The sequence below is a fragment of the Microbacterium invictum genome, from assembly GCF_034421375.1.
Lineage (GTDB): Bacteria > Actinomycetota > Actinomycetes > Actinomycetales > Microbacteriaceae > Microbacterium > Microbacterium invictum_A.
Map to the genome: position 1 here is coordinate 2,827,412 of NZ_CP139779.1, position 16,955 is coordinate 2,844,366.

General features: G+C 70.5%; 15 protein-coding genes. 5 read left to right on the forward strand and 10 right to left on the reverse strand.

The window, feature by feature from the left end; genetic code table 11:
• The first annotated feature begins 10 nt into the window (after positions 1-10).
• Both T9R20_RS13600 and T9R20_RS13605 read left to right on the forward strand, forming a co-directional pair.
• The gene (locus T9R20_RS13600; protein ID WP_322409841.1) at positions 11-2,533 is read left to right on the forward strand and encodes a LuxR C-terminal-related transcriptional regulator; all 2,523 of its coding nucleotides are present in this window, start codon (positions 11-13) and stop codon (positions 2,531-2,533) included.
• A gap of 121 nt (positions 2,534-2,654) precedes the next feature.
• Positions 2,655-3,368, forward strand: coding sequence for an IniB N-terminal domain-containing protein (locus tag T9R20_RS13605; protein ID WP_322409842.1), 714 nt, complete (start codon positions 2,655-2,657; stop codon positions 3,366-3,368).
• A 1,107-nt stretch (positions 3,369-4,475) separates the two neighbouring features.
• Here the strand turns inward: T9R20_RS13605 and T9R20_RS13610 are convergent.
• From T9R20_RS13610 to T9R20_RS13620, 3 genes are all read right to left on the reverse strand, one after another.
• On the reverse strand, positions 4,476-6,095 hold the full coding sequence (locus T9R20_RS13610; RefSeq protein ID WP_322409843.1) for a dynamin family protein: 1,620 nt from the start codon (positions 6,093-6,095) through the stop codon (positions 4,476-4,478).
• Positions 6,092-7,999 (reverse strand): dynamin family protein, encoded by a 1,908-nt coding sequence (locus tag T9R20_RS13615; protein ID WP_322409844.1) that lies wholly within the window; start codon positions 7,997-7,999, stop codon positions 6,092-6,094. Before T9R20_RS13615 ends, T9R20_RS13610 begins: the two co-directional genes overlap by 4 nt.
• A gap of 152 nt (positions 8,000-8,151) precedes the next feature.
• Positions 8,152-9,114 (reverse strand): hypothetical protein, encoded by a 963-nt coding sequence (locus T9R20_RS13620; protein WP_322409845.1) that lies wholly within the window; start codon positions 9,112-9,114, stop codon positions 8,152-8,154.
• Positions 9,115-9,302: 188 nt separating this feature from the next.
• Between T9R20_RS13620 and T9R20_RS13625 the strand changes: the two genes are divergently transcribed.
• Positions 9,303-10,514 carry a class I SAM-dependent methyltransferase gene (locus T9R20_RS13625; protein WP_322409846.1) on the forward strand — a complete coding sequence of 404 codons (1,212 nt, stop codon included), beginning with the start codon at positions 9,303-9,305 and terminating at the stop codon, positions 10,512-10,514.
• A 15-nt stretch (positions 10,515-10,529) separates the two neighbouring features.
• On the opposite strand, the gene T9R20_RS13630 is transcribed toward T9R20_RS13625, so the two are convergent.
• Genes T9R20_RS13630 through tsaB form a run of 4 tightly spaced genes read right to left on the reverse strand, consistent with a single transcriptional unit; the run spans position 10,530 to position 13,139 of the window.
• On the reverse strand, positions 10,530-10,979 hold the full coding sequence (locus T9R20_RS13630) for a hypothetical protein (protein WP_322409847.1): 450 nt from the start codon (positions 10,977-10,979) through the stop codon (positions 10,530-10,532).
• Entirely contained in the window at positions 10,976-12,040 is a 1,065-nt protein-coding gene (gene tsaD, locus T9R20_RS13635; protein WP_322409848.1) for a tRNA (adenosine(37)-N6)-threonylcarbamoyltransferase complex transferase subunit TsaD, read from the reverse strand. Before tsaD ends, T9R20_RS13630 begins: the two co-directional genes overlap by 4 nt.
• The gene (rimI, locus tag T9R20_RS13640; protein WP_322409849.1) at positions 12,037-12,504 is read right to left on the reverse strand and encodes a ribosomal protein S18-alanine N-acetyltransferase; all 468 of its coding nucleotides are present in this window, start codon (positions 12,502-12,504) and stop codon (positions 12,037-12,039) included. Before rimI ends, tsaD begins: the two co-directional genes overlap by 4 nt.
• Positions 12,501-13,139 carry a tRNA (adenosine(37)-N6)-threonylcarbamoyltransferase complex dimerization subunit type 1 TsaB gene (tsaB, locus tag T9R20_RS13645; protein ID WP_322409850.1) on the reverse strand — a complete coding sequence of 213 codons (639 nt, stop codon included), beginning with the start codon at positions 13,137-13,139 and terminating at the stop codon, positions 12,501-12,503. Before tsaB ends, rimI begins: the two co-directional genes overlap by 4 nt.
• Positions 13,140-13,242: 103 nt before the next feature.
• On the opposite strand from tsaB, the gene T9R20_RS13650 reads away from it, so the two are divergent.
• Positions 13,243-13,623, forward strand: a complete 381-nt coding sequence (locus tag T9R20_RS13650) for a hypothetical protein (protein WP_322409851.1) — start codon at positions 13,243-13,245, stop codon at positions 13,621-13,623.
• A gap of 541 nt (positions 13,624-14,164) precedes the next feature.
• On the opposite strand, the gene tsaE is transcribed toward T9R20_RS13650, so the two are convergent.
• From tsaE to T9R20_RS13665, 3 genes are read right to left on the reverse strand one after another with little or no spacing between them, the layout of a single operon-like run.
• Entirely contained in the window at positions 14,165-14,668 is a 504-nt protein-coding gene (tsaE, locus tag T9R20_RS13655) for a tRNA (adenosine(37)-N6)-threonylcarbamoyltransferase complex ATPase subunit type 1 TsaE (protein WP_322409852.1), read from the reverse strand.
• Positions 14,665-15,789, reverse strand: coding sequence for an alanine racemase (alr, locus tag T9R20_RS13660; protein ID WP_322409853.1), 1,125 nt, complete (start codon positions 15,787-15,789; stop codon positions 14,665-14,667). The genes tsaE and alr overlap by 4 nt, the downstream gene beginning before the upstream one ends.
• Positions 15,786-16,154: a holo-ACP synthase gene (locus tag T9R20_RS13665; RefSeq protein ID WP_322409854.1), complete on the reverse strand. Its 369-nt coding sequence runs from the start codon at positions 16,152-16,154 to the stop codon at positions 15,786-15,788. The genes alr and T9R20_RS13665 overlap by 4 nt, the downstream gene beginning before the upstream one ends.
• A gap of 282 nt (positions 16,155-16,436) precedes the next feature.
• Here T9R20_RS13665 and T9R20_RS13670 point away from each other — a divergent pair, with 282 nt between their 5' ends.
• The gene (locus T9R20_RS13670) at positions 16,437-16,952 is read left to right on the forward strand and encodes a septum formation family protein (RefSeq protein WP_322409855.1); all 516 of its coding nucleotides are present in this window, start codon (positions 16,437-16,439) and stop codon (positions 16,950-16,952) included.
• Positions 16,953-16,955 lie beyond the last annotated feature (3 nt).

Sequence of the window (16,955 nt, forward strand, 5' to 3'; positions counted from 1 at the left end):
GAGCACGCCGATGACGACTCTGCTCTCGAACTCGTCGGACACCCGGACCGCCTCGATCATGCCCCGTGCCCTTCATGCGCTGACCGCGCTGCACGCGATCGTCGCAACCGACCGGCCCGTCCGCGCCGCCATCGTGGGGGGCTCCGGATCGGGAAAGACCGACGCCCTGCGCTTCCTCCTCGCTCAGCTCGAAGCCGATGACCGGCCGGTCAGGCTGCTGTCCGCACGCGATCGCATCTCGACGATTCCTGACGATGTCGCGCTCCTGGTCGATGACGCCCACACGCTCGACCCGGCACGCCTGTCGCAACTGATCGATCGCGCCCACCGCCCCGACGCGTCGGTGGTGATCGCGTACCGCTCCTGGCCGGCCCCTTCGGAACTGCTCGAGCTCACCCGCGCGGTCGAGCGCAACGCTCCGGCGGTCCTCCTCGGCGAGATCACCCTCGCCGAACTGCGCGAGATCCTCCCCGACGCGTCGGCCGAGTGCGAGGAACGGATCCTCTCCGGCACCGGCGGCATCGCCTGGCTGGTCTTCGAGTGCGCACAGGCCCACGCCGCCCTGTCGTACGAGGGCCGGGATTGCGGCGACCCTGAAGCCCACGCGGATGCGACGCGTGTGCTCATGCGGCGCATCACCCACCGACTCGAGACCGTGTCGCCGCGCCTGCGCCGACGGATCGAGGCGCTGAGCCTCGGCGTCAGTGACGGCGACGACCGCGACGCTCAGGCCGAGCTCTCTGCCGAGGGGCAGGCCGAGGGGCTTCTTCTCCACAACGGCCGACCCGCTCCGGTCGTGGCGATGGCGGCCCGCGCCAGCGTGCCCGTTGATCGACTGGTCGACCTGGTCCAAGCCGGCACCCTCGATCTCGTTCCCGGATCCGACCTCGCCGCCAGTCTCGACGGCATCGTGGATCCCGGGGTCGGGGATCGCCTCGCCGCGCGCGCTCGCCGCGAGGTGGGTCGCAACCCGCATCTGGCCGTCACCCTTTTCGACTACGCGCTCCGGTGCGGCTCCGACCCGCGCGGTCTTGCGGCGGCACACGCGCACGCCCTGTGGGCAGCGGGAGACGTCGATGCGGCGGGGTCCCTCCTCGACGACCTCGCGGCCGAGGGCGGCTGGGCCGGGCTCTCGCCATCCGATCATGACCTCCTCACCGACGCGGTCGCCGCCACCTGGGCCGACCGCGGGCTGATGTCGCTCGCGCACCAGAGCTATCTCGCCGTCACTCCGCTCTCCCCCGCGGGCAAGACGAGGGCTCTGGTCACAGCGGCAGGGGCCGGGTCGACCGCCCACGACGGGGATCCGGCGCCGGATGCCCCGGGTGCGGCCGGCTCGGCACCATCGGCGAACGGCGTGGCGATGCAGCTGTGGGCGCGAGGACTGCGCGCCTCGTTGCAGGCGTCGCACTCCCGCAGCGCGCTCGACGACCTTCGGCGGGCATCGGAGCTGGCGAACGCCGGCCACGACGCGTCGCCCACCACGGAGCTGCCGGCCGTCGTCGCGGCGATCGTCGCCATCGGGCTGGGAGACCTCGGCGCCGCGCATGGGATCCTTGACGACGCTCAGCGCGCGCAACAGGGCGGCGCCCGGTGGATTCCGCACCTCCAGCTGTGGAATGCGTGGGTCGCGTTGCAGCGCGAGCAGCCCGCCGAGGCGCGTGCGCTTCTCACCGCGGCGACCGACGGCACGCGCCTGTCGCCGCGCGACGACCTCATCGCCGCAGCGATCGCGGTGGGCCTCGCCCGCCGTTACGACGACGCGCCGACGCTCGAAGCGATGTGGGAGTCGGTGAAGTCGCGCGCGACAAGGCCGGAGATCGACCTTTACCTCCTGCTCCCCCTCGGCGAGCTGGTGATCGTCGCCGCGCGCCTGGGCGACGCCCACTGGACCCAGGCGGCCTTCGACCGGGGTCTCGCGCTTCTCGCCGATCTCGGTGAGCCGTCGCTGTGGTCGGCTCCCCTCCACTGGGCCGGTATCCAGCGCGGCATCATGCTCAGCCGGCCCGATGATCTGGCCCCGCACGCACGGGCTCTGGTCGCATCCTCATCGCGCAATCCGTTGGCAGCGAAGATGTCGCACGCAGGAAGGGTGTGGACCTCCGTCCTCGCCGGCCAGGTGGACGCCGATGCGGTGGAAGAGGCGGCTCGCGGCCTGGCTTCGGTGGGTCTCGCCTGGGACGGTGCGCGGCTCGCGGGCCACGGCTCGCGTCGCTCGGACGACCGGAAGGTCAGTTCGCGACTGCTCGCCTGCGCGCGCGAGCTGCATCCCCGCGAGGCGCCCCGATCCGCGGACGCGGACTCGCAGGCGACGCCTGCGCGGGCGAGCGCACCAAGCCTGCTCAGCGAACGCGAACGCGAGGTCGCCGAGCTCGTTCTGCAGGGCAAGACCTACGCCGAGATCGGCAAGGAGATCTTCATCTCGCCACGAACGGCTGAGCACCACATGGCGCAGATCAAGCGGCGCCTGGGCGCGTCCTCGCGCTCGGATCTCATCGCGAAGCTGCGGGTCACCCTCGGTGCGACCGGATGAGCATCCCCGCATCGGGGGAACCCCGTAACACCCCGACGACTTTTCGGGCTAACCCCCGATTCCAGACCGACGACCACCGCATAGCCTCTGTAAAGAGTCTCGCAGAGACAGGAGCCGACTTATGACTACCCCGCTGGCGACCATCGCCGACGCCCTTATCGAGTTCATTCTGAGCTTGCTGAACGATCCGGACGCAGCAGCCGAGTATGACGCCAACCCCGAGGCCGCTCTCGCCAGCGCCGGCCTCGCCGAGTGCACGGCGGAGGATGTCCGCGCTGTCGCGCCGATCATCGTCGACCGCCCCGACGTGCACCCGACCCCGCACCCGAACCCTCCCGGCCCCGGCCCTAAGCCGCCGGTCGAGAAGGAGATCTGGAACATCGCGAACAACTTCCACATCGACAACCGGGCGACGATCGTCGACCAGTCGGTGAACCAGAACATCTGGGCCGAAGGCGACGTCAACCAGATCTTCGACCAGGAAGCCGTGATCGCCAGTGGCGACCAGGCTACGGCCGCGGGCGAAGACGCGTCCGTCGACAACTCCGAGACCGACGTCTCTGTGGGTGATGTCTCCATCGGCAACGAGGAGAACAACGTCGACATCACGGACTCGTTCGACGACGAGTCGACCAACACCGACACGGACGTGGTCGTCGTCGCCGACGAGTCGTTCAACGACGGGTCCACGAACGTCGATGCCGACGTCTCGGCCGACGACTCGTTCAATGACACCACCGAGGTCGTCGTGGAGGAGTCGTACGAGTACGACAACAGCGGAAACATCGCCTCCGAGGACGCCATCGTCTACACCGAGGAGACCGACCAGCCGTAACGGTCTTCCCCGTAAGGTTCTTCTGTGACCGACGATCAGAAGCCCCCTCAGCCGCGCGCCGATGCCCCAAGCCGGCGCGCGGCTGAGGATTCTTTCGTGGACGATGTCCTCGCGCAGCACGCGGCGACGGAGAAGAAGCGCCGGGACCGTCAGCGCCCGGCCAACGCCGTACCCACGCCGACGCCGACGCCGACGCCGGAGGCTCAGATGCAGGGACAGGCGGCAGGTCAGGTGAATTCGTCAGCACCTCAGGGACAGCCGCGCCCGCAAGGACAGCAACGTCCGCAGGGGCAGCAGGCGCCCGGTCAGGGGCAGCAGCACCCGCAGGGACAGCAACGCCCGCAGGGACAGCAACGCCCGCAGGGACAGCAACGCCCGCAGGGACAGCAACGCCCGCAGGGACAGCAACGCCCGCAGGGACAGCAGGCGCCCGGTCAGAGGCAGCAGCGCCCGCAGGGACAGCAGGCAACCGCGCAAGGGCAGCAGCGCCCTCAGGGGCAACAACCTCCTCAGCGACCGCCGCAGGGCGCCCTGCCCTACCCCGGACAACCACCGGCGCGCTCTGGCGCGACTCTCGGCCGCATCCAACCGGTGCAGGTTCCCGCGAGCCAGGCGAAGTTCGCCCCCGGCTCACCGCAGCAGCCGGTCCCTCTCTACACCGATCCCCAGCCGCCTCAGGGTCCCGTCGTTTCGACTCCCCGTCGCGGGTTTCAGCCGAAGCGCGACGCCCCCGAGCGTCCCGCGCTGGTCAATCCCTCTGCTGCGCCGGTCATGGCGAAAGCGCCGCCGCCCTTCACGGTACGGATGTCGCAGTTCCTCTGGGTGCTGAGCTTCGCTGTCGGCGCGGTGGCCGTGGTCTTCTACTTCGTCATCCGCGAAGACCAGCTGCCGTTGATCCAAGACGTCATTCGCGGGGTCAGTGAGGGACGCGACGACGCGACCTACGAGTCGGCAGCCGACATTCTGTTCTGGTCGGTCTTCGGCATCATGGTGACGCTGCTGCTCGTCCAGATCGCGCAGCTCGTGTCGTTCTCCGGACGCAAACCCAACATCCGCTGGTGGCAGCTGGGGACGACCCTCGTGATGGGAGTCGCCTACCTCATCGCCCTAGAGTTTGTCGGGACCGGAGAGTACGGTGCCATGCTCGAGCAGCTCTTCATCGCTCAGGCCGGCCTCGCCGTCCTCGCTCTGCTCTTCAGCACCTTCCCCAATGCCCTGCGATGGACGGCCCGCCGCGTCGACGTTCGGCCTGCCGGCGGCGCCGAGGACTTCTGACACGATCTCCTCGAGACTGCGGATCACCACCCGGCACACCTCGACGGCCGCCCGCTCGGTCAGCGGCGACTGGCTGAGCGACCGCCAGTAAGCCAGCTGGGTGTCGGCCTCCTCACTCACCTTCTCGTCGGTCGCTTCGTCGTCGAGGCCCAGGCGGGCGGTCGCGGTGACCCCCTGGCCGCCGATGATCCGCTCGGCCGTCGTCGCATCCGCCGCGCGCAGCGGGAGGCCCGAGGCCTTCGCCTGCGACAGCAGCGACAGCTCGCGCAGCGTGTGCGCAGTGGCGCGGATCCGTTCGATCCCGGCGAGGATCGACTGGGTCCCCTCCCTCGGATCCGCACGGATCGCCTGCTCCAGCCCGTCGAGGACGCCGCGGACCTTGAGGTCAGCCCCACGCGTGCGGAACTGCTCCCGAACGAACCCCTGGAGCTCCTTCAGCCCGCTGTGCTGCACGAGCTGGTCTGCAAGCTCGGTGGACGTCACCGCGCCGCCCCGGATCAGAGCGACGGCCAGCCGCACACCGAAGATGCCGAATCGCGCCAGCAGTTCTCGCCTGACCTTCTCACTGAGAGTGGTGAGCTCCGAGGGCCGGGCGAAGCGGTCGGCCGACACCATCAGCCGTTCCCGGTCATCGCGGGGAAGACCCGCGAGCTCCTTGAAGGCCGCGTACTCGCTCTCGCGGAGGGTCTTGGCGCTCTCGGCGAGGAGGCCGGCCACGGGGACGACACCGAGCGAGAGCGAGGCGAGGTCGCCGTCCCTCTCGTAGCGGCGAGCCACCTTCTGCGCCGAGAGCATCGAGTCGATGCGCCCCGAGCCGATCTCATCGGCGCGCGACAGTACCGCCACCGCATTCACTGTCTCCGACGAGCCGGCAGCGGTGTCGCGGAAGGACTCCAGGAACTTCAGGTCCGACGCGTGCAGGTGACGCATCAGGTAGATGATGGCGTCCGCAGAGGACGGTCGCGCCTCGGGGACGAGGAACGCGGTCGAGCGTGCCGAGACGTCCGTCGACAGCGACGCGATACCGGGAGTGTCGATGAGGATGACAGAGCGAAGACCCGTCGACGGCCAGCCGACGTCGATCCACGCGACCTCCTCGGCCGCGACGCCATCGAGCTCGAGCACGAGTCGACCCGCCTCGCGCTTGATGGGCATGCGCCTGGGCTCCCCCTCGTGAGGATGGAGCGTGATGCTGGGGGTCGTGGAGTATCGGTACCAGGTCACGACCCGGGTGCACTCCCCGGCGTCGGTGGGCGCCAGCTTCTCGCCGAGTATGGCGTTCAGCAGGGTCGATTTCCCCGCCTTGACCATGCCCGCGAGGGCCAGCCGCAGCGGCTCGTGAAGACGGCGATGCAGGTCGTTCAGAGCCACCCGGGTGTCGGAGGGTTCGGGGTATATCTCCTGCGCCGCTGCGATCAGCTTCGCTGCGTCATCGCGTACCGTCGCCGTCACCGCTGTACGGTCTCCAGCTGCCTCACGGCGGGAACGTCCGGGATCTTCGACCGCACCGCCTCGATCTGCGCGATCTGCATCTGCAGCTGCTTCACCCGCTGGTCCTGGTTCGCTGAGAACGACCCGGCAGCCTGCTTGGCAGCGAGAACGGCTTCGGAAAGCGAACGGTGGAGCTCATCGGCGATGCTGCCGAAGTGATCACGGGCTGCGCGCTGCACCATGCGAAGTCGGTCTTTGAGCTGCTTGGAGACCTGGAAGATCACCTCGTCGATGTGCCTTCGGACGATGTTCTTCGCCTCGAAACGGCGCCTCGACAGGCGGTTTCCCATGTCTTCGCGATACGCGCGACGTCCCACCAACACACCCGCGAGGAGGGAGAGCGGGTTGATCAAGGAAAGTCCGATGAGGCTGGTCGCGAGCCCGACCATGAGCACCCCGCCGTAGGATCCGCGGACGCCGATGAAGATCTTCTCACCTGCCCCGAGGGTGCCCGCATCCAGATGGGAGATCTGGTCGATCGGATCGAGCACGCCCGAGGTATCGGCCACGTAGACGACGGGAATCTCGGTCTCGCCCTCCTGGAACAGATCCGCGACCTCCTCGCAGAGCCAGCGTGAGCGCTCGTCCGTCCAGACGAAGGTCTCGGACACGGCGGCCGAGATGCGCTGGTCGAGCCAGTCCGTCATCTGCTCCCAGATGGGGCCGGGGTCACCCTCGTCGATGGCGTTCTCGGCCTCGCGCTGCACTCGGCGGAGACGGTCGCGTAAGTCGTGCTCCATGTCGGAGATGAGGTCGGCGACGCCATCGTTCAGAGCCGTCTGCCATTTCGACGAGCGACCGCGGAACTCCTCGGTGCGGGCTTTGGCGTCTTCGAGTTGCGCGATCATGCGCGGGGTGTCTTCGGGGTGCAGAATCGCGTTCAACTCGCTCGTGAGCGACATCTGCAGCTGATCGACGACCGACACCAGGTCGTGCACCGCGGAGCGTGCCTGGATGTCTTCAGCGCGGCCGAGGACGTCACGACGCAGGTGCGAGACGAGGGCGGGGAATCCGGATTCGTCGTTCAGTTCCCGGTCCTGCAGCTGCGCGGCCATGAGGCGCAGATCGCTCGACACGGAGAAGACCGGCACCTCGCCGACGTCCCCGAGGTGGCCGCGGTCGATCTGCTCGATCTCGCGCCAGTGGGGATAGAGGTCGGTCTTGGCGATGACGGCGGCGACGTTCGGAGATACGCGCATGGCGTGGCGGAGGAACTGCACCTCGGGTTCGGTGTACTCCTGCGACGCATCGGACACCAGGAGCACGGCGTGCGCACTCGAGAGAGCTGCGAGCGTGGCAAGGGCGTTCGTAGAATCGAGACCGCCCACACCGGGCGAGTCGACCAGGCGGAGCCCGCCCTTGAGGAGCTCACGCGGGAGCGCGACCTCGGCGCCGAGGATGTGCTGCTCGTTCTGGGGGTTGCCCTTCTCGGACACATAGTCGGCGAGCTTCTCCAGGGGAACCTCGAGTCGCTCGACGACCCCCGGCTCACCCTCCTTCTGGGTGACGACCCAGGCCCCCGGGGTTTCGGAGTAGCCGACCGCGGTCGGGACGCTCGTGGCGACGTCGTCGTCGACCGGGCACACCGGGGCGTTGACGAGGGCATTGATGAGCTTGCTCTTGCCCTTCTTGAACTCGCCGACCACGATGACGCGGACGTTCGGGTCCTCCAGACGGTCGCGCGTGTGGTGGAGTCGGTCGGCGAGGTCACCGCGGCCCGCCGACTCGGCGAGCGTGCCGATGTTGTCCACCAGGGTGACCAGCGTCTTGCCGGTCTCACTCTGGCTCAAAGCTGGGAGCGTCACCTCCTGGCTCTGCGGGCCCTGTCCGCTCACAACACCGGTGTTGTTCGTCTTGTCCCCCACGCATCCCCCTTGGTCGTGCATCCCCACTCACACGGTACGCCAATCTCTGCCGTGCGAGAACCGTCGCCCCCCGGGCGGTAAACGCGCCTTGCCCGGCCACTCCCCAAGGGGTGGCCGGGCAAGGTGTGTTAGGTCAGTGAGCTGGTGTCAGATCACAGGTCGATGTCGTCGGCGACGACGCTGTCCTCGGTGAACAGGTTGCCGCTGTTCGACCAGTCAACGTCGGTGTCGATCTCGGTGTACTCGTACTCGTTGAAGGCGTCCTCGACGTCGACGTCCACGATGGTGTTGGTGGAGTCGTCGTTGAAGGAGTCGTCGATGTCGAGCTCCCAGTCGTAGTCCTCGTTGACCGAGTTGTCCTGGAAGGAGTCGCTGATCGACACGTCGTTCCACGTGTTGCCGGTGTAGATGTCGCCGATCGAGATCTCGGTGACCGAGTTGTCGACGGTCGCGTCGTCGCCGGCAGCGGTGGACTGGTCACCCGAGGCCACGACGGCCTCCTGGCCGAAGAACTGGTTGACGTCGCCACCGGCGTTGATGGCCTGGTTCGCCGACTGGTCGACGACCGTGGTGCGGTTGTCGATGGCGAAGGTGCCACCGGCAGCAGCGGCCGCGGCGCCACCGGCACCGGCGCCGTGGAAGGCGTAGTCGTTGCCGACGTTGGTGTTGTACTGGCGCACACCGACCGTGATCGACTCGTCCGTCAGGGTGTAGTCGTTGTAAGAGTCGGTGTTGCCCGAGTCTTCCCAGCTGTTGTTGGAGTCGTTGACCGAGTTGTCGGAGTTGTCCGAGTTGTCCGAGTTGTCCGAGTTGTCGGAGTTGTCGGAGTTGTCCGAGTTGTCGGAAGCGTCGATGTCGACGTCAACGTCGACGTCCGTCTCGTTGAACGAGTCGCTCGCGGTGTTGCCCGAGTCGTCGATGTCGACGGCGGTGTTGCCCGAGTCGTTCGTGGAGTTGTCGGAGTTGTCGGAGTTGTCCGAGTTGTCCTCGTTGCCGGAGCCGATGGCGACGTTGTTGTCCGAAAGGACCTCGTTGCCGACGGTGCCGATGTTGTTGTCGTCGTTTCCGAACACGTTGTCGTCATCTGCGATGACGTTGTCCTCGATGTTAGGCATGTGCCCATCCCTTTCGCTGGAAGCCTTGTGGCGTTGCTCCATCAGTGTCAGCCTCAGGTGCCATCCCCGGCATCCGGGATGACCCCGGAGCCTTTCGGGTTTCCCCTAGGGGTCCGGTGGGGGGTTTCGGGGTTCGGGGTCGATGAGGGGTCCGGGGTGCCGCGTACCTCCCCGCCTAGGCTTGCCGGGTGGATACCGCCGAACTCGCCGCGCTCCTGACCCCCGCGGGACTGCGGCTCCTCGACGAGCTGCCCCCCGTGAAGACCGCGGCCGATGTCGCCGCCACCGTGTCGCGGCTCCGAAAAGCCGGCCACTCCCCCGACCTGGTGTCGGCGGTCGTGGGCCAGGCGCGCCTGCGCGACCGCGCGACGGCGAAGTTCGACGACTTCGCGCGGGGCATGCTCTTCACCCGCGCGGGACTCGAGCAGGCCACACGCCTGTCGGTCGCCGCGCACCACGCGCACCGATTCCGCGTGGCCGGCATGACCTCTGTCGCCGACCTCGGCTGTGGGATCGGCGGCGATGCGATGGGGTTCGCCGCTCTGGGCCTCCGGGTCACCGCGGTCGACGCCGACGAGGTCACCGCCGCCATCGCCGCCTACAACCTCGCCACCTTCGGCGACCTGGTGAGGGTGCGTCATGCGACCGCGGAGGACGCGGCATCCGATCTCCCTGCCCTGGGAAGCCCGGATGCCTTCTGGCTCGACCCCGCACGCCGCACCGCCGGACACGGAGACACGACGCGCACGTCCGCCGGAGAGTGGTCGCCCCCGCTCGACTGGGTCTTCGCGCTCGCCTCCCGCCACCCCGCCGGCGTGAAGCTCGGGCCGGGGATGGATCGCGACCTCATCCCCGACGACGTCGAAGCGCAGTGGGTGAGCGCCGACGGGTCGACGATCGAGCTCGTGCTCTGGTCGGGCGCGCTCGCGCGAGAGGGGGTGCGGCGGGCGGCGCTTGTGCTCCGCGGCACCTCGGCGGTCGAGCTCACGGCGCCCGCCGATGCCCCCGACGAGCCGGTGCGGCCCCTCGGCGCGTTCATCCACGAGCCCGACGGCGCCGTCATCCGTGCCCGTCTCATCGGCGAGGTGGCGCGCGCGCTCGGCGCCGGCATGCTCGCCGACCGCGTCGCCTACCTCACGTCCGACGCGGGGCTGACCAGTCCGTTCGCCCAGACGTTCCGCGTGCGCGAGACGCTCCCCACCGACATCCGCAAGCTCGGCGCCGCCCTGCGCGAGCGCGGGATCGGGCGCCTCGAGATCAAGAAGAGGGGGGTGGATGTCGATCCCGCGACGCTCCGCACGAAGCTGAAGCTTCGAGGGGACGGCGAGGCGACCCTCATCCTCACTCGCGCTGCCGGCGCCCGCGTCGCGATCCTCGCCGATCGGGTGCCTGCGGGCTGACCCCGGGCCGCTGAGTCAGGCGAAGATCTCGGCCTGGGTCGCCGCGAACCACAGCCATCCCGCGCTGTAGACGAGCGAGAGGATGCCGAGCGCGATCGCCCACCCGGCCATGCGGCGGCTCTCGAGAGGGCGGAAGAGGGCCACGATCCCCGTCACCACGCCGACGAGCCCGAGCAGGAATCCCCACCCGACGAAGAGTGAGACGACGAGTCCGACGATCGAGAAGAACAGCGCCCACGCGGCGAGCGCCGCGCGCGGCGGCGGGTCTTCGCGGGGCGCCCACATCACGAGCGGCTCGGGATCGGGGCTCGGACCCGTCGCCGTCACCGCGACGTCGACCGGGGCGGTCGGCGGGCGGTGGAATCCGCCCCGGTGATGGCCGGGGAGCACCGACTCCTCCCCCACGGGCGCGACATCATCCGTGGGGGGCTCGATGCGCGGCCCGCCGCCCTCGGGTGTCGTCATGACCGCACCTGGATCTCGGTGACCGGCAACGTCGAATCGGCTCCGAACGCCAGCGTCGAGGGATCCGCGCCCGAGGCGATCAGCTCGGCGGCGAGCGCGGCGATCATCGCCCCGTTGTCGGTGCAGAGCGAGAACGGCGGGATGCGCACGGCGACACCGGCCGCGGCGGCGCGTTCGAGCGCGACCTCGCGGAGGCGCCGGTTCGCGATCACCCCACCGCCGAGCAGCAGGCGTGGCACGCCGTGATCCCGGCAGGCGTTCAGGGCCTTCGTCACGAGCACGTCGACCACGGCCTCGCGGAACGACGCGGCGATGTCGGCGCGTCCGGCGTCATCCGCCCGCATCTCGGGATTTGCCTCGACGAAGCGGGCCACCGCGGTCTTCAGGCCCGAGAACGAGAAGTCGTAGCGGTGCTCCGCCATGTCGGACGCCCGCGACAGCCCGCGGGGGAACGCGACGGCGCCGGGGTCTCCTGATGCCGCGGCCCGATCGATCTCGGGGCCGCCGGGGTAGGGCAGTCCCAGCACCCGGGCGACCTTGTCGAAGGCCTCGCCCGCGGCGTCGTCGACGGTCTCACCCAGCAGCTCGACGTCGTGGGTGAGGTCGCGCACGAGGAGGAGGGAGGTGTGGCCGCCGCTCACGAGCAGCGCGACGGTCGGGTACTCGAGGGGGCCGGCGTCCTGATCGAGGATGTCCGCGGCGATGTGCCCGACGAGGTGGTTGACCGCGTAAAGGGGCTTTCCGAGCGAGACGGCCAGCCCCTTGGCTGCCCCGATCCCGACCATGAGCGCTCCGGCGAGCCCCGGGCCCGAGGTCACCGCGACCGCGTCGAGGTCGTCGAGGGTCACCTGCGCTTCGGCGAGCGCCGCCTCGATGGCGGGCTGCAGCGCCTCGAGGTGCGCGCGGGCGGCGACCTCGGGCACGACGCCGCCGTACCGGGCGTGCTCGTCCATGCTGCTGGCGATGGTGTTCGACAGCAGGGTGCGGCCCCGGACGATCCCGATCCCGGTCTCGTCGCAGCTCGTCTCGATGCCGAGCACCAGGGGCTCGTGCCGGTTCACGCCGTGCCCCCTTCGTGGGCGTCGAGCCGCCGACGCATCACGATGGCGTCGACCCCCTCGCCCGGGTAGTAGTTGGGCCGGCGGCCGATCGCCTCGAACCCCTCCGAGGCGTACAGGCGCTGCGCGGGGGTGTTGTCGGCGCGTACGTCGAGAAAGACCTCGCTCACCCCACGGCGGCGGGCCTCGTCGAGAAGGGCCCGGAAGATCTCGCGCCCGAGCCCGCGCCCGCGCACCGTCTCGTCGAGTGCGATCGTCTGCACGTCGGCATCCCTCGATCCCGCCGGGGCGCGGAGCCCCGCGTAGCCGACCAGGCGCCCATCCTCCTCGGTGACGACGTACCAGGTGTGGGGGGAGGCGAGCTCGGCGCGCATGACGTCGTCCGACCAGGCGTCGCCGCCAAAGGCGGCGCGCTCGAGCACCATGATCGCGCCGAGGTCGTCGACGCCTGCGGGGCGGAGGGTCATGCGGTCACCCGCTTCGGCGCGCCGGGCAGGGTCACGTCGGGCGAGCGCAGGTAGAGGGGCTCGGATGTCGCCAGGGTGCGCCCCGCCGCCAGAGCCCGGGATGCCGCGAGCGCGACCATCGCTGCGGGAACGGCGGCCACGTCGCGACGCGTCGCGCCGAGCGCGGTGAGGCGGCCGTCGAGCTCGTCGCGGGGGGCCAGCGAGGGTCCGGCGGCGCGGATCGGCAGGCCGTCGTCATCCGTCCCCTCGAAGACCGAGTAGGCGAACTCCCGGCGACGGGCGTCGGTGACCACGGCGAACGGTCCGGTCTCGTCCGGCCCGGCGACCGCATCGGCCAGCATCAGCCCGAGGGCGGCGGCGTCGTGGCTCGGCACCGGGACCAGCGGGATGCCGCGACCGAGCGCGAACGCGCGGGCGGCGGCGACGCCGACGCGCAGCCCCGTGAAGGGCCCCGGGCCCATGCCGACGGCGACGTGCGTGATCGGCTCTCCTCCGGCGAGCACCTGCTCGAGCAGGCCGCCGATCGCCTCGGCGTGCCCGAGCGGATTCGGGCTGTCGGCGACGGCGACCACGACGCCATCGGATTCGATCACCGCGACCGCGGTTCCGAGGGACGTGTCGATGCCGAGGATCACCCTTCCAGGGTAGTCGCGCAGACGATGGCGCCCGCGGGGGCGGCGCGCTACGGTGTGGGCAGCACCGGTTCATCGAACTGCGCGATCTGCGAAGGAGGCCGCCATGGCCGCGTCTCGTCCCGTCGGCGTCACGATCGTTGCGGTCCTGGCATGGATCTCGGGGTTCTTCAACATCCTCGGCGGCGCGCTGATCCTCATCGGCGGGGCGCTGGGTCAGGGGCCGCTGCTGCACCTCGTGCTGATCGCGATCCTGACGATCCTGCTGGGGGTCATCGTCATCGCGGTGAGCCTCGGCCTCCTGCGGGGGAGCCCCGGAGCGCGCCTCGTCGTGACGATCGTGTTCGTGCTGAACATCGTCAGCGCCGTGCTGCTCATCGTCGGCGGCGCCGAGACGTTCTGGACCGGATTCTTCTCCGCCCTCCCGGCGATCATCGGCCTCATCCTGCTCTACACCCGCCGCGCGAACGCGTTCTTCGGCAGCTGAGGCGCACGGGCGCGGCGGGGCGGCCCGGCCTTCGCGCCAACCTCGGCGATCTCCCCTGACACGGTCCCGTGCGCGGCATCCCCCCGAGGATGCGAAGATCTCCGCGGCACCGAGGACGGATGCGACCGCGCAGCGTCGGACGCGCGCGGCCGCCGCGGGTCACACCCGCGCGGCCTCGGCCTCGCTCCAACCTCGGCGATCTCCCCTGACACGGTCCCGTGCGCGGCATCCCCCCGAGGATGCGAAGATCTCCGCGGCACGGTGGACGGATGCGACCGCGGCGCCGCCCGAACGCGATCGGCCGCCGCGCAGGGGTCACGCGGCGGGGCCCGGCCTTCCCGCCAACCTCGGCAATCTCCCCCCGCACGGTCGCATGCGCGGCATCCCCCCGAGATTGGGAAGATCTCCGCGGCACGGAGGACGGATGCGACCGCGGCGCCGGAACGCAAGCGGCCGCCGCCCCGCGCACCGCGCCCGCAGGGCCACGCCCGCGCGGCCACGCGCGCGCCAGGCCACCCCCCGCGGGGTCACGCCCGCGCGGTCAGGGCCGCCGCGTGATCGTGACGACGCGGGGGGCTTCGGCGTCGAGCTCTTCCTGCACCCTCGACGGACCGCCGCACATCGTGTCGGCGCCGCGACCGCCGAGCTCGCGATCGAGCTCGACCTCCCACCACGCGTCGCGCAGGCCGTCGACCATGTCCCGGCCCCACTCCACGACGATCACCGAGCGCTCGACGTCCAGATCGAGATCGTCCAGCTCCAGCGCCGAGCCGAGCCGGTAGGCGTCGACGTGCACGAGCGGGGCGCCGCCCACGAGCGAGGGATGCGTCCGCGCCAGGACGAACGTCGGGCTCTGCACCGGCCCGCGCACGCCGAGACCTCGGCCGATCCCCCGGGTGAGCGTGGTCTTCCCGGCTCCGAGCTCACCGGTGAGCACGACGAGGTCGCCGGGGCGCAGCATCCGCCCCATCTCTTCGCCGAGCGCCTCCATCTCGGCCGACGAGGCGACCTCACGCCGGCCGACGAGGGGGTCGAGTCCTGTCATCCGTCCACCTGCCGGCGCGGTACGCGCGCACCGATGCGCGTGACGATCTCGTAGTTGATGGTGCCGGCGGCAGCGGCCCACTCGTCGGCGGCGGGTGCGCCGAGGGTCGGGTCGCCGAAGAGCACGACCTCGTCCCCGATCGCGACGGGGGCGTCGCCGACGTCGACGACGAACTGGTCCATCGCGATGCGTCCCGCCACCGCGAACCGGCGGCCGCCGATCGTCACGGGCCCGACCCCCGACGCCTGTCGCGGCACGCCGTCGGCGTACCCGAGGGGCACGAGGGCGAGGGTCGCCTCGCGGGGAGTGCGGTAGTCGTAGCCGTACGACACGCCGGTGTCGGCGGGCACGCGGCGGACATTGGCGACCGTGGCCCGGAGGGTCATGGCGGGGCGGAGGCCCAGCTCGGCCGATCCGCGGTCGGCGAAGGGCGACAGCCCGTAGATGCCGATGCCGATGCGCACGCAGTTCATGCGTGTCTCGGGGAGCGCGATGGCCGCGTGGGTGGCCGCCAGATGACGAAGCGGCGGGGCAAGACCCACGGATGCCGCGGCACCGAGCGCCTCGTCGAATCGCCCGAGCGCGGCGCGGTCGTCGTCGGACGAGGCATTGGACAGGTGGCTGAAGATGCCGATGACCCGCAGCTTGCCGATGCGCTCGAGGCGCGCGGCCTCGGCGAAGGCGATGCGGGCGTCACTTGGGGTGAGGCCGTTGCGCGACAGCCCCGTGTCGACCTTCAGGTGCACCGCGACCGAGCGCTCGCCCGACGCGGCGGCGGCCGCGGCCTGGAGCTGGTCGAGGGTGGAGATGCCGAGCTCGATGCCGTGCGCCGCCGCTTCGGCGAACGAGGCGCCGGGCGCGTGGAGCCACGCCAGGATCGGGGCGCGGATGCCTGCGCGGCGGAGGGCGAGGGCCTCGGTCAAGTCGGCGACGCCGAGCCGGGTCGCACCGCCGTCGAGCGCCGCGGTGGCGGCGCGGACCGCGCCGTGCCCGTACCCGTCCGCCTTGACCACGGCGATGACCTCCGAGCCGGTGAGGCGGCGGAAGTGGCGGACGTTGTCGGCGATCGCGCCGACGTCGATGACGGCCTCGCGCATGGCGCCGGCGGGGAGCCTGGTCATCCCGGATTCCCTTCGTTCTGCTCGAGGATGACGTACGCGACGGCGAAGCCGGCGTCGTGCGACATGGACAGGTGCACGGCGGTGATCCCGCGGGCGACGATGACGTCGGCGGTGCTGCCCGACAGGGTGAACTGGGGGCGACCCGAGGACTCGTTCCACACCTCGATGTCGGTCCAGTACACCCCGTCCGACCCGCCGAGCGCCTTGATCAGCGCCTCCTTGGCGGCGTAGCGGGCGGCGAGCGATCGGGGCTTCAGCGCCCGCTCGGCCGGCGAGAAGAGGCGCTCGAGCAGGCGCGGCGTGCGGTCGAGGGTGGATTCGAAGCGGGAGATGTCGACCAGGTCGACGCCGATGCCGGCGATCATCCGCTCTCCTCTCCCGCGGCTGTCACCCTATCGCGGGTGCCACGGGGTGGTCGCGCGGGAGGTTGCGCCCGACGCGCGTGTCCCCAACTCCTGCAAATCAGCGCGCTACGGGCGCGGGGGCCCGGAATCGGGCCCGCCGGTGGCGGTTCTGCAGGAGTTGGGGACGGACGACAGCCGGCGCAACGGGGTCGAGGGGCCGGCGGTGTTCGAGGCGGCGCCGCATCCGATAGAAAAGATGGGCCGTGTCGTCCGAGCGGCGCCCCCTCACCTCGTGGAGTCCTCGTGCGCGCACTCACCACCCGCCCCGCCCTCGTCGGCGCCGTCCTTCTCGTCGGGCTCGGGCTGACCGGGTGCTCGGCCCTCGGCAACATCCTCGGCGGCGAGACCGTCACCCGCGACGAGTCGTCGCAGGAGGTGACCGAGGGCGGTACCGCCGACGTCTTCTCGCTGCGGGTCGGCGACTGCTTCGACGACGAGGACACCACCAGCGAGGAGGTCTCGCAGGTGCCGGCCGTGCCGTGCTCCGACCCGCACGACAACGAGATCTACCACGAGTTCGAGCTGTCGGGGGATGAGTGGCCGGGCCAGGACGCGATCGATGCCGAGGCCGAGGCCGAGTGCCTGCCGGCGTTCGACCAGTTCGTCGGGATGGCCTACGCCGACTCGATGTACGAGTGGTTCCCGCTGACCCCCACCGAGGCCGGGTGGGACCAGCTCGGCGACCGGGTCGTGCAGTGCGTGATCTACGACCCCTCGCTGGCGAAGATCGAGGGAAGCCTCGAGGGCGTCGCGAGCTGAACC

Bases quoted from the DNA above. Each gene is read 5' to 3' on its own strand.
- T9R20_RS13600 (WP_322409841.1), top strand. From the start codon at position 11: ATGACGACTCTGCTCTCGAACTCGTCGGACACCCGGACCGCCTCGATC.
- T9R20_RS13605 (WP_322409842.1), top strand. From the start codon at position 2,655: ATGACTACCCCGCTGGCGACCATCGCCGACGCCCTTATCGAGTTCATT.
- T9R20_RS13620 (WP_322409845.1), bottom strand. From the start codon at position 9,114: ATGCCTAACATCGAGGACAACGTCATCGCAGATGACGACAACGTGTTC.
- T9R20_RS13630 (WP_322409847.1), bottom strand. From the start codon at position 10,979: ATGACGACACCCGAGGGCGGCGGGCCGCGCATCGAGCCCCCCACGGAT.
- rimI (WP_322409849.1), bottom strand. From the start codon at position 12,504: ATGACCCTCCGCCCCGCAGGCGTCGACGACCTCGGCGCGATCATGGTG.
- T9R20_RS13650 (WP_322409851.1), top strand. From the start codon at position 13,243: ATGGCCGCGTCTCGTCCCGTCGGCGTCACGATCGTTGCGGTCCTGGCA.
- tsaE (WP_322409852.1), bottom strand. From the start codon at position 14,668: ATGACAGGACTCGACCCCCTCGTCGGCCGGCGTGAGGTCGCCTCGTCG.
- alr (WP_322409853.1), bottom strand. From the start codon at position 15,789: ATGACCAGGCTCCCCGCCGGCGCCATGCGCGAGGCCGTCATCGACGTC.
- T9R20_RS13665 (WP_322409854.1), bottom strand. From the start codon at position 16,154: ATGATCGCCGGCATCGGCGTCGACCTGGTCGACATCTCCCGCTTCGAA.